Source organism: uncultured Brevundimonas sp. (assembly GCF_963975535.1).
Taxonomy (GTDB): domain Bacteria; phylum Pseudomonadota; class Alphaproteobacteria; order Caulobacterales; family Caulobacteraceae; genus Brevundimonas.
In genome coordinates, this window is record NZ_CAXBHE010000001.1 from 37786 (window position 1) to 49718 (window position 11933).

9 protein-coding genes are annotated in these 11933 nt (G+C 62.8%); all 9 read right to left on the reverse strand.

The genetic code is table 11. The features are described 5' to 3' along the window. Positions 1 to 318: 318 nt before the first annotated feature. The 9 genes from AACZ75_RS00235 to AACZ75_RS00275 all read right to left on the reverse strand — a co-directional run bounded on the left by AACZ75_RS00235 (position 319) and on the right by AACZ75_RS00275 (position 11931). Entirely contained in the window at positions 319 to 2745 is a 2427-nt protein-coding gene (locus AACZ75_RS00235; protein WP_339870515.1) for an AAA family ATPase, read from the reverse strand. Then, a complete protein-coding gene (locus AACZ75_RS00240) occupies positions 2745 to 3287 on the reverse strand; it encodes a hypothetical protein (protein ID WP_339870517.1) in 543 nt (180 codons plus the stop codon). Before AACZ75_RS00240 ends, AACZ75_RS00235 begins: the two co-directional genes overlap by 1 nt. A 23-nt stretch (positions 3288 to 3310) precedes the next feature. After that, a complete protein-coding gene (locus AACZ75_RS00245; protein WP_339870518.1) occupies positions 3311 to 5020 on the reverse strand; it encodes an SIR2 family protein in 1710 nt (569 codons plus the stop codon). A 218-nt stretch (positions 5021 to 5238) separates the two neighbouring features. After that, on the reverse strand, positions 5239 to 7140 hold the full coding sequence (locus AACZ75_RS00250) for a hypothetical protein (RefSeq protein WP_339870520.1): 1902 nt from the start codon (positions 7138 to 7140) through the stop codon (positions 5239 to 5241). A gap of 208 nt (positions 7141 to 7348) precedes the next feature. Further along, entirely contained in the window at positions 7349 to 8722 is a 1374-nt protein-coding gene (locus AACZ75_RS00255; protein WP_339870521.1) for a type II restriction endonuclease, read from the reverse strand. Continuing rightward, complete coding sequence (locus tag AACZ75_RS00260; protein WP_339870522.1) at positions 8719 to 9267, reverse strand: very short patch repair endonuclease; 549 nt, start codon at positions 9265 to 9267, stop codon at positions 8719 to 8721. Before AACZ75_RS00260 ends, AACZ75_RS00255 begins: the two co-directional genes overlap by 4 nt. Next, entirely contained in the window at positions 9260 to 10510 is a 1251-nt protein-coding gene (dcm, locus tag AACZ75_RS00265; RefSeq protein WP_339870523.1) for a DNA (cytosine-5-)-methyltransferase, read from the reverse strand. Before dcm ends, AACZ75_RS00260 begins: the two co-directional genes overlap by 8 nt. An 84-nt stretch (positions 10511 to 10594) precedes the next feature. Next, positions 10595 to 11149, reverse strand: coding sequence for a hypothetical protein (locus AACZ75_RS00270; protein WP_339870524.1), 555 nt, complete (start codon positions 11147 to 11149; stop codon positions 10595 to 10597). Positions 11150 to 11181: 32 nt separating this feature from the next. Further along, positions 11182 to 11931, reverse strand: coding sequence for a hypothetical protein (locus AACZ75_RS00275; protein WP_339870525.1), 750 nt, complete (start codon positions 11929 to 11931; stop codon positions 11182 to 11184). Positions 11932 to 11933 lie beyond the last annotated feature (2 nt).

Sequence of the window (11933 nt, forward strand, 5' to 3'; positions counted from 1 at the left end):
TCCGCAATGAGTCAGTGGCAGTCATTTCAGAACTGGTGCGGGCGTCCGAACTCGAACCAGCACTCCATAAGATCCGAGTTTTAAGCGCAGTGCGTCTACCATTTAGCCACGCCCGCCTGCGGGGTGCAGCCGGAAGCCACGACGAATTCATTGGCTCCGTCTCGACGCTACACAGCGAGCTCTATTCCAAATCCTTGGCCGAACCTTAGCCAGCTCACGGGAACCATTATGATTTTGTCCCGCCCCCGCTCGACTGTAGAATGGCGGAACGAGCGATACCCACGAAGGCCTCCACGCTCAGTAGTTAATGCTTGGGCGTTACGCCGCTATTGCACGGTCGGCGACGAACAGTTTCGGATCCCAACGACTGGTGGTCTGACCTACGGCGTTGCGGCCGAGCTCTATGATGTTCAGCCGGTCGCCTTCGAAGGCAGGGCTGAGTTCCAAAGCTAGATAGTCGAAGAGGGACCGCTCATGCACAGCGATGATCACCTGCCGCTTCATCTGCTTTGACAGCGTCCGAAGAAGCGCCGCGAATTGCGCGATATGGACCTCGTCCATGCTTTGAACCGGATCGTCGATCACCAGCATGGGCAACTTCGCGTCCATGGAAAGGTGGAGAGCGAGGAAGAGAGTCAGAGCAGCAGTGTTCAGATTTCCCGCGCTCAACATTGCTCGAGGGTTACCACCCTTGCCACCGCGTCTGTGGTGGGTCTCCAGAATAGCCTCAATATCTGCGGCGCCGACGTCCGGAATGGCGAAGGCGGGAATGAAAGGCTCCTCCGGGGCCAAGCGCACGAACAGGTCACGCCACACCGCGTTTAGTTCATCGTTGAACACCCGCCGGACAACGTGACCACGCGCTTCGCGGGTTTGCCTCACGAGATCCTTTCCAAGCTCGATGATGGCATCCGCCGAGCTCTTTTGATGGCGGAGGATCGTCAATCTGGCCTCGGCTTGCTGCCGGAGCTCGCCCAGTCGTTTGCGCTCGATAACGTCCTGGCTCAGGATGGACACGGCCTCTATTGCGGAACGGCGCGCGCCTTGTCGGCCAGTCAGCGCAACCTCCTTCTCGACGAGCTTGATCCGGACTGCGTCGAGCAGGGCGCTTGTCGGCATGCCGTCGAGGACGGCTACATCGAAGCGTGCCGCGAGCTCTTCTAGGCTCAACCTCAACACGACGGACGATTGATCCGCGCTTTGAACCGCTATGACAGATCGAGCGACGCGCTCCGCTTCGGAGCGAAGACCATCACCCGACTGCATCGCTGGCAACATCTGCACGAGTTGGGTGGCTACCTCGGAGAGATCCGCGGCACGGCGTTTGAGAAGGTTGAGATCCGTGTCCGCGACGACCTGGGCTGATGCGGCCACCAGTTCGCGTTCGAGCCGGTTCACCTCGGCGTTGTTTTGCGCTCGTCCCTGTACGAGCGACTGTAGCCGGCCAGACTGCTCGACCAACGAGGCGATCTTTGCAGTCACATAGGCGTGCAGCGGCGTCGTGGAAATCTGCGAAAAATCCCGGTCGCAGACTGGGCACTGTTCCCCGTGGATATGCTCAGCGAGTTCCGACAGCCCCTCCGCCAAGCCGCCATCGCTCTCGGCGGCGGCTTCAATCTCCGTGTCCAACCGTGCGACACGCGCGCGAACTTCGTCGAGCTGTTGAGATATCTCGTTGCGCCGCGCGAGCGCCAGTTCGTGGCTTGAGATAAGCTGACCTACCCGAGTGAGGTCACCCGTGATCCGTGTTTCCAGAGATCTGGCTCGATCCACAAAGGACGCTTCCTCCGAAACAGAGAGGTCGGCGAATAAGCCGGCGGCGCGCGTCAGGAGGGCGTTGATCGCAGGAGCCTGCGATTGCCTCCAAGCCTCGAGATTACTGCGGGCGATTTGTTGGTCGGCCTCGGCCTTGGCCCGTTCAGCGGCTCCGGGTGACGTACTCGTTGCCGCCATGCTCGCTTGCGATACGTCAAGCTCGCGCCGCGCCCGAACCAGGTCCACAAGCTCGAGCTCTTCTGGGTCGGTCTTCAGGCGGCGTGCAAGTTCTGGAAGATCGGCGACGACGACGAGCAGCGACGGATCGACGGTCGAGAGCGTGTCCCGCAGCTTCGGCTCTGTTTCGGCCAGACGCGCAGCGATCTCATCGTCCTGTCGCCGGAGATCGGCGACGCTTTTCTCGATTACGGGAATGTCGTCTCGGGCGAGGCCATAGGCGGGCACCGGGATCTTGAGCCTGGCGATGTTTCCTGCAGAATACAGGCCGCCGATCATCGCTTCCATCCGATCCAACCCCAGCAGCTCCTTCACGAAGCGCGTCAGCGGCGAGTCCGATTTCTTGTCAGTGTGCTGATAGATCTCAAGAAGGCGACCTAGAGTCGACTGAGCGAGGTAGCTGCGCTCGCTGAAAAAACTGGCTTCAGGTTCCTGAAGAAGCGGCGCTCCTGAGATGCCGCCAGTCGTAACCCTGAACTCCCCGGAACGAATAGCGCCATCGGCCTCTGCGATCTCCAGACGGATTTCTCCGAACGGTCGATCCTTGTGGGGAAGATAGGCTAGATAATCCGGCTCTGCGCGCGACAGCGCAGGAACGCCACCCGTCAGAGCCAGTTCGATAGCCGATAGGAGGCTAGTCTTTCCGGCACCGTTTGGGCCGTGGATGAGAACGATCGGCGCATCGAGCGAGACGTCGACAACCCCGTCGATACTGCGAAAATCCTTCACGTAGAGCGACTTCAACCGATACATCAGACGGTCTCCCCGTCATCCGGATCGCCGGGATCGAAGATTTGGGATATGGCGGCGTGAAAACGGGCGCGCACCGAGTCTTCGCCGAACTTCGACGCCTCGAACAGCTCACGCGCGAGCGGGTCGTCAGGTAGCGCCAACGACTCGCCTGTTCCTAGGTCACGATCGAGCGAGAGCGAGGCAGGCAGCTCAAGCGGTAACAGGATCGCCAGCTGGTCCCTGAGGTCGGCGGGATTGGCGGCTTCCTCCACCGCCAGAACACGGCCGACCTGAGCCAGCGCTTCCAGCGCTTTACCCACAGGCCGGGGGCCGACGACGATCGTGGTTAGAGGGCGATGGGACCGCATCACATCGAGCGCTCTGGCGATTCCGTCTACCTGCAACAGAACCTTGCGCTCACCATCAGCCATATCACCGATGATGACGAGGTCCGCCGAATGATCGACACCGGTGAAGGCACCTGCCACATCGAAGGTGAGGCCGGCAATCTGAAGAGGCGTGCCGATCCGTCGGTATCCGGCGCTGACGAGAACGTCGGCCACGCGCTCTGCAGGAACAACAGCTGTCACAGCGCCACCTTGCTGCGGAAGCGTTCGAGAAGATCCTCAACCTCGGAACCTGAAGCCAGCAACTCCTCGAGGCTGACCTCTCGCACGGTCGCGAGGCCCGTTCGGCCAGGAGGCCGGCGCGGAGACCGCGGCATTGCCGGCGGATTCTCGTGACTGTGGATGATCACCGCGTCGTCATTGTCCGCAATCAGTCCATTTGTGCCGAGGCGGATCGCCGCGCGCTGACTGGCGGCGAAATAGACGCGGGCGGGTCCGCTCCGTCCGGACAGTAGAAGCGCGCCTGAAGTCGCATCCGCCGCGTCCGGCTTCTCCGCGGTCCACAGACCACGCTCCAGACCCAGGCCGATCAGGCCTGAAGCAATGGCGAACTCGCAGACGCCGCTGCCTGCCAGTGTCGGATCGGCGGGCATGCGGTCGATGGCATCCGGCGAGATCGGCACATAAACGCCACCCGATGCGTCCGGCAGGGTTCCATCACGCAACATGGTCATCGCGCGGCCTGAAAGGGTGAGAAGCTCGCTCACCGCAATGGCAGTCGGCTCAAGCCCTTCGGAGATATGATTGCGCGCGTGTTCGAGCCCTCTGTGCAGCTTTTCCCGATCTGCATCCGCCAGATCCGGCAGCTTGTGGGTCACCAGCATCTTCAGCTTCGCCGTGATGACAAAGAGGTACAGCGCGAGAAGTAGCGGCTTGGCGTAGGCTTGGACCAGAGCCTCGTCTTCCATCAGCGGTCGATGTTCGGGGGTGTAGTCAAGGTGGTAGACGTTCTGAAGCAGGCTTTCCTGATCGCCTCCGAGTGCATTCTCGGAGAAGGCGTACGCCGGCGGATGGGACGGCCAACGCCACGCCAGCTGAGCTTCGGCCGCAGCGAAGAGCCCCTGAATGTTTGAGTCCTGGGCCGACAGACCCAGCATGAGGGTGGGTCTGGTGACGATAAGATGAGTGAGGAACGGCGCCACGACAGGGTTGTTCGCCACCCAGCCATTGATCTGGCTCTGGCGCGCTATGAGATGCTTGCGGAATTCACCGGGGTTGTTGAGCGCAGCCAGGGCGCAGCCGTGAAACTTGTAGAGATTGGCGCGGCGCCGAGCGCTTCGGACATCCGACGGTGCGACTGCGACGCGCAATATCGGCTGTGCGCCAGCGAGCAAGCTTATCGCCCGCTCTACCAAGGGGTCCCAGTTCGCCGACGGCATTTCAGAGGCGGCGCCCTCAATCGCCAGCGCCGCAAGGCAGAGGTGTTCAGCATCCGGCTCTATCGTCGCGTCGGCGTAGATACTGGCCGCATTGAGAATGTCCCAGAGCAGATAGTCGGCCTCTTCCCCGTCCACGGTCACATTCAGCATGCGGGCGTAGTTGTTGATCAAGCGGGCGGCCAAAATATCAAACGCCGGCCACTGGTCGGGGGAGAGGGAGAAATCGATCCCCGACTGCTCATCATCGCTCGGAGTGGTGAGCGCAACGACAGCAGTAAGCGCCTTGCGGAAGCGGCAGGCGTTGTCCGCCGACACGACCCGCGCTTGCAGTTCGATCAGGATACGCTTCGCCAGGTCTCGGAGGTCAGGCATCCGCTCTCGCGAGATCCCTGACCCGAGCCAGAAGACGTAACGATCATTGGCGACGCCGTCCGCAAGTTCGCGTTTGGGTCCGTCCAGCATGTCGAGCGTGGCGCGGACCGATATCGTAGCTGCCGGCGGCGCGGGCATTCAGCTCGCCGCCCGAGATGGCGTGGAAACGACGCTTATGCATCTGGGCGCCTGCCGCCAGCTGCATGGTCCATATTCGGGGTGAAGCCGGGAATCAGTCATCCTCTCATCATTAAACAACCGGAAGGACACGTCGATGACCGTTTCGTCCTTGGCGCAAAATGCGGTCAGGTCGGAGGTGAGGCGGCGGCACCGCCTCACCTCCACATTTCGTCTACCTATGCCCAGACTTTGTTCAACACGACTGCCGCCAGCGCTGCCTTGTCCTGAGGAAGAAACCGGCCGTAGTGCGCCTGAACGGTGGCCGGCGTGTCCTGGATCGCATAGCTGGCCTGCTCATATGAGCCGGTCGTCTTCAGAATATGGGTCGCGAGCACATCTCGGACACTGTGAGGACCGTGCGGCAGGAGTCCTGGAATCGCACCCCTGCCGGTGTACGGGTTGTGAATCCCGTAGCGCTGGATGATCAGGCGCCATGCCTCATAGAAGGTGGTCTGATTGTAGGCCGCGTTTGTGGACGTCCTCTTCCGAGTCTTCACAAAAAGCGTGCCGGGATCCGAGGCTCCTGCGAGCAGGACGGCGCGGTGCCTCGCGACATAGGCTTCCAGATACAGGTAGAGATCGCCAAGGTTAGGAAGCAGGAGGCGAAACGGCTTCTTCGAGAAGTAGGCCGATCCTGCGTTCTTGAACGCGGCGCAAGGCACGAAGACTTCCCAGCCCTCGTCCCGATCGCTCCATCGCAATTCGCCGCACTTCAGCCGTTCAAGTTCGCGTTCGGTCGTCGGCGTGCGCTCCCTCGGGCACAAGAGCATTTGACGCAGATTCTTCTGGCGAAGGCCGAGGTGCAGACCCAGCCTGATCATCAACAGCGACCGAACGCTTTCGGCAGTGGCGCGCGGATAGCGTCTCTCATCCGGCATGCGCCTGAGTATCTCCTCGGTGATCTTGCGATACTCCCCGACGGGACTGGCGGCCTCAAGGATCGGCAACAGAGGCTCGAACGGGTCACGGTGGATGCGGGCAACACGCCCGATTTCCCTTGCCCTCTGCAGCGCGTGCACCTTCAGCCGTTCGCAAGCGCCCTCCCAATCGTCGCGAGCGGTATCGACGTCGTCCGCGCTGACCAGGCAATCCAGTGGAACCAGGCGATCCGCCAGGGCCGGACTCTGGCGAATCCACCCGGTTTTCTCGCGGGTGAGCGCGGCTGCCAGGAGCAGCATCTCTGCTTCCCAACCGGTAAAGAAGCCCCGACGACGCTCACGCCACTGAACGTACCAGTCCCAAACCGACGGGAAGACGAGGTGAGCGAACGAGAGGTGTTCGACATTCGCCCCGAAGCCCTTCACCTCCCCTGACGGGGACGCCGCCAGGGCACCGAACAGCAGCGCCAGGTGTTCTCCGCGCTGGGCTGCCGTTTCATCTCCCCAGACGCCGGACCGCTGATATCCAATCTCCGTCAGTGTCGAGGACTTGAACCGGATAAGGGCGATCATTTCGCGCTGGAGCTCCGGAGGGGCCACCAGCTCCACGCATCCCTTCATCCCCCGTCCGCGCCGTTGCGGAAGAACCTCGGCGTCGAAGCGGAGCGCGAAGCGGTGTTTGGAAACCGCCGAATGGTACTGGCTGTACGCGGTCCCCCCGGAGAGGACATTCGTCCTCACCCATGCCAGGATTTCCGCGCGCTCACGGGCTGTACGCCGCGTGAAGTCGTCCGGAAGATGCCAGGCCAGTCGCCTCGCTTCCGATGGCTCAACATTTGAAGGTACCAGACCGGCTGTGGCGCGAGGCTGCGCGAGACGAGACCGGAGGTAGCGGTTCGGCAGTCGATAGCGCTCCTCGATCATATCGATGACCTTCAGGCTGGCCGGCGTCTGGGGCGTCTTTATCCCGCGTCGCCAGTCAAAGATTGTCTTGCGGTCCGTCAGTCCGCCGGCTGCCTTGAGGGCCCTGTGAAGCCGGTGGGCTGGCTCGCCGTGCCGCCGCATCTGCAGGTCGAGCGCCGCATGGAAATCCAGCGGGTGGACATCGACTGGCCACAGCGGCTCCGGATGGGGGATGATTGGAATAGGCGGGCGGCCTCTCGGCCGCTTCGTCTCAGGGGCAACACTCAGGACAGACATGGTTTCTCCGCTGGATCGTCGCCTCATGGCGACGCGGAGAAGACGAGCAGGAACCCCTGGGCCCCTAAATCAAGTCCCCCAATTCTGATCAGGTTTTCACCAGCAGCCAAAGTTGCCTGTCTGCCCGACGCAAGCCAGCAGCCGTTGGCGGGTGCGACTGTCTGCTGGCAATTGCAGGGTCTTTGCGTGCGGCCCCTGCCCCTAAAGCTCAGGTGAGCCTGGCCCAGGCCGGCATGCGCTGATCCCGGAGCTCCCTTCCGAAGAAGGTCGCAAAATCCAGCACGTTGGAGTGCCGGTCGTATTCGGTATCCTTGGACTTCTTCAAAGTCTCAGGCACGACCAGACGGATATTCATGGCGGCCATGGCTTCGATCGCGGTCGCCGCAATGTTCTCGTCAACAGTCGCAAGGAAGAGATCGGCGCCCCCTCCCATCTCGTTCTCGACCTGCTTCCAGCGCTCCCGAAGTGTGGTCTTGGCGCTCAGGATCAGGCCGCGCTCGGCCCCACTCAGCGGGCGTCTGAAATGCGGCAGAGAGGGCAGGACGAAATCAGGTCTGCGCTTCGTAGCGTCCATCACGACCTGTTTCCCGAACGGCACAGCGGCTGCAGTTAGCAGCGCCTCGATCTGGTGCTCGAAGGAGTAGCCGGCGCGGGATTTTCGCTGCTGGCTGGCCGACAGCATGATGGCGTCGATCTCCGGGACCGCGTCGACGATCCGGCGAATGACAGCCTTCATACCTGGTTCACTGGGCGTATCGCCGAAAATGGAGCGGACAAGCTGGACGGCCCGTTCGCGACGCTGGAACTCGCGGAACAGATCCCACTCGATCACCCGGCTGATCTGGCGGATGGCGTCGCCTGGTTTCGCAATCACAAACGGGTCGAGCGCCTCCAGGCCTGCATCCTTCAGAAAGGCTGTTCGAGCGAGCCCAGCCAGGTCGGCCGTGGCCGGCATGATGGCCCGCGCATCGGCGAACGAAGCGATGCTCCCGCTTATCCAGGCGAAGGCCACCTCTTCCGCGAAGTCCATCAAAAGATCCCGCTCGTTCGCGGCGATCGTCGCAGGCTCCAGCACCCCCACGACGAAGTCTGCGTCGAGGCCGAGCATATCAAGCAGTTGCCCGGCGGTCTCCGAGGCGGAATCAATCGTAAGGCATTCGTACGTGGAGAGGTCAGGCGCGAGGGGAGCCATCACAAGCCATGACGCCGGAGACAGGGCGCTGAACGCGGCCTTCGGCAGCCGGGTCATGTGGGTTTCCTCGCCCTTGCTGGTGTAGTTCACCAGCCGGGTGTCATCCTTGGCCTCTCCGGTCTGGGGCCATTCAGTGCGGACCCACGCTTCCCGGATCGGATCGGCTCCCGGATCGGCACGTGTCTTGGCGATCAGCGGCGGGAAGAATCCGCCGTCACGCTCGGCTGCCGGAATGTAGACGCCGCCCTGGTGCTTGTTCGGGTTTGTCGACCAGTCGCGATCGTTGTTCGAGAGCTTCTTGACGAACACGCGCCCAGCCCGCGCGAGAAGCGCGGTCAGGAGGGTCCCATCCGGGTCCCCGGCAGCGAACAGATCGGTCTGGTCAGTCATCGATTCCCCAGCGTTCTGACACCCGTCTTAGAACAGGCCACTGATCCCTCCAACGGCGGCCGGCTCTCCCCGGCCGTGTCCACCGGAACAGTCCGGTCCGCGCCCACAGCGGCGAATGCGGCGTCCCCCTCCAGAAAAGCCGCGCATGCGGCGAGCACCATCTCGAGGGGCTGCCGTTCCCGGCCGCGCAGGGCGCATTCCCAGACGTCCATCACCCGCCAGCCGGCGGCGACAAGTTCGGCCCGGACGCGTGCGTCGCGCGCGATGTTGCCGCCGATCTTGTCGCGCCAGAACTGCGGACGCGTGCCCGGCCAGCGAAACAGGTTGCAGTCATGCCCGTGCCAGAAACAGCCGTGGATGAAGATTACTGCACGCCGCGAGGGAAAGACGAGATCGGGCCGGCCCGGCAACCGGCGATCGTGAAGGCGGTAGCGATACCCAAGGGCGTGGACACCTCGCCGGATCATCATCTCCGGGCGAGTATCCCGGGACCCGATGCCGGCCATCATCCGGCTGCGGACCTCGGGACTTACGACATCAGGCAACGGCCTTCAAAGCCTCCCGCGCGCGGTCGCGGGCCAGCATCTCAGTGAGAGAAGGTTCCATGTAGCGGGCGATCGCCTCAATGACCGGAACGGCGACTGCATTGCCGAATTGGCGATAGGCCTGGGTGTCGGACACGTCGGCAGGGATGGTCCACTCCCGCTGATGACGGTCCCTTCCCTCCCCCGTAACGTACTCGAAGCCCATCAGGCGCGCGCACTCGATTGGCGTCAGGCGACGGGGCCGGGGCTGCTGGTCGATCAGGATTTCCGATCCATCCTTGTGGTAGCGGGCGGACAGGGTGCGGGTGACGCCTTCAGGGCCGAACAGGCTGTATCCGAAACCGTTTCCGGCCTGTTCGTGCTTGGCGCGGTAGTCCTTCAGATACTGCCAGAGCTTTGGCGTGAGAGTGTATTTTGAGTCCACCTCATTGTGGGACTGCAGGATCGAACCGAGCTTCGGCCATGTCTTCTGGTCCGGGATCATCCGGTCGAAGCCGCTGAAGCTGAAACCCACATCTTCGCGGAAGCCCACGATGAAGATGCGCTCCCGCTTCTGCGGCACCCATGGCTCGGAGCTGATCACCCGAACATCGATTTTATAGTTGAGTTCATTTTCGAGGATGTCGCGGATCACCGCAAATGTCCGCCGTCCATCATGGCGCTCGAGATGTTTGACGTTCTCCAGCAAGAAGGCCGGTGGCCTGTGATGCTTGAGGATGTCCCGGATGTAGAAGAAGAGGTTGCCCTGCTTCTCGTCGTCAAACCCGTGGGCACGCCCGAGCGAGTTCTTCTTGGAGACGCCGGCGAGAGAAAACGGCTGGCAGGGGAAGCCCGCCAGAAGTACGTCATGGGCCGGGATCAGCGCAGGGTTGTCGCCATAGGGCCGAATGTCGCCGGCCAGAACATGGTCGTCGCCGTCGAGAAAGTTGGCTGCGTAAGTCTTGCTGGACCACCGGTCCCACTCACTGGTGAAGACGCAGCGCCCGCCGATGCCTTCGAACCCCAGACGCATCCCGCCGATGCCGGCGAACAGGTCAATAAACCGGAACTTCCCTTCAGGTCGCGTGGCGAGCCGTGCCTCCGCCAGGGCGCGAACCCGATCAGCCACCAGTTTGGGAACAGGCGCCTCGCCGGTCACGTAGCGGCCGACCTGTTTCCACGAATAGCCCAGCTCGTCCTGGACGGTTTCGGGAGTGATGCCGGACTGCTTCAGCCAGAGGGCAAAGGGTTTCTCGGTGCTCATGTCGGCCGAATCTCATAACTGGGAGTCCTGAGGACGGGATGGCACGGTCACACCCAGCCTGCAAGGCAGATGTTCCGGTTTTGTTTACGCGCGAGCCCCGGACCGGCAGGTCACCAGCAGCGCCTGGGTGGGTATCAGCTGGTGAATACGGCGCCGGTCCGGACCGGCGATCGTGCACAGCTTTCGGCGCAGTATCCTGACACCGTCCGAATCGACGAGGATGATCGCGCGATCATTGATGGATCGGACGCAGCTCCAGTGCTCCATCCGCCCCGAAAGCCGGATCAGGACCGAGCCCGGACCTTCGGCCTCCACATGGTCGGACAGCTTGCGCCAGAAAAGATCAAGGCTTTCGGGCGACTTTCCGAACGCCCTGCGGCACTCCAGCTGCAGCCCCCGCATGTGCAAAAGCCAAACGTGAGCGTCACGTGTCATGGCCTGGAAGGTCCGGATCGTCGTACCGTCCGTGAGCGCGTCAGCCAAAAGCCCTCCGTCGGCCAGAACGCCGCAGAGCTGTCTGAAAAGCTCACTGCATTCCCAACGTCGAAGGCTGAAGCCGCGGGTGTGGGCCACAGCCTTGACGCTGTTAATCACAGCGTAGACACCGCACAGGCTGTCGAGACTGCCCTGTCTGTACATGCGCTCCCTTCCGAATGCGGCCTCAGCGGCCGTCAGGCCATGCGCCGGACCGCCGCTTCAGCATCCACAAAGACCGCATCGACGATCTCCCGCAGTTCCTGGGCCGGCAGCGCCCCCAGCGCCATGATCTCATTCCGCATTCGGATGCGGATGACGGCCGAGCGCATGATGGGCTGCATTGCTGCGCGGCCGTAGCGCTCGGCGGCGGCCAGCCACCCCTCGGCAAGAGCGAGGGCCAGCGTCCGGTTCGCTGCGATGGCGGGCCGCTCCAGGATCGCGACAAAGGCGTCCTCGGTCAGACCTTCTACGAGTCCCCAGCGCTCGCCGTGGCCTGTTCCACGGTCAAGGACCGTTCCGCGCATCCACAGGCGCTGGAAGGTGTTGCGAACCCCGCCGTGATGACGATCGGGCGCCTCTGCGTATCGCCACAGGGTAATCGGCCGAAACAGATAGGCGGCCATGAAGGCCCATACGTCATCGCGATGCGCTTCACCCGACGGCAGGATCGGCACCTGCGCCAGATGCCGGGCGCAGGCGGCATCGAACGCAGCACGTGCCGCGACTGTCGTGGCAATTGGGTAGCCCGCCTCCCGCGCGACCTTTTCCACGCCCTCCTTGAGGACGACGAGGTCTGCGCCGTGCAGCCGGCTTCCGCCTACCGCGCCATAGGTGATGGCGTCAGGCAGGTCGATGACCCCCGCAGCGCTGGCGGATCCCGGAGTGCCGGACAGGAGCTGGTCCACGGCCGCGGCGCTTAGCCGGGGAAGAAGGGTGACCGCCATCG

What these genes read in the sequence shown, in the direction of transcription:
- AACZ75_RS00235 (WP_339870515.1), bottom strand. Translation starts at nt 2,745, where the DNA reads ATGTATCGGTTGAAGTCGCTCTACGTGAAGGATTTTCGCAGTATCGAC.
- AACZ75_RS00245 (WP_339870518.1), bottom strand. Translation starts at nt 5,020, where the DNA reads ATGCCCGCGCCGCCGGCAGCTACGATATCGGTCCGCGCCACGCTCGAC.
- AACZ75_RS00250 (WP_339870520.1), bottom strand. Translation starts at nt 7,140, where the DNA reads ATGTCTGTCCTGAGTGTTGCCCCTGAGACGAAGCGGCCGAGAGGCCGC.
- AACZ75_RS00255 (WP_339870521.1), bottom strand. Translation starts at nt 8,722, where the DNA reads ATGACTGACCAGACCGATCTGTTCGCTGCCGGGGACCCGGATGGGACC.
- dcm (WP_339870523.1), bottom strand. Translation starts at nt 10,510, where the DNA reads ATGAGCACCGAGAAACCCTTTGCCCTCTGGCTGAAGCAGTCCGGCATC.
- AACZ75_RS00270 (WP_339870524.1), bottom strand. Translation starts at nt 11,149, where the DNA reads ATGTACAGACAGGGCAGTCTCGACAGCCTGTGCGGTGTCTACGCTGTG.
- AACZ75_RS00275 (WP_339870525.1), bottom strand. Translation starts at nt 11,931, where the DNA reads ATGGCGGTCACCCTTCTTCCCCGGCTAAGCGCCGCGGCCGTGGACCAG.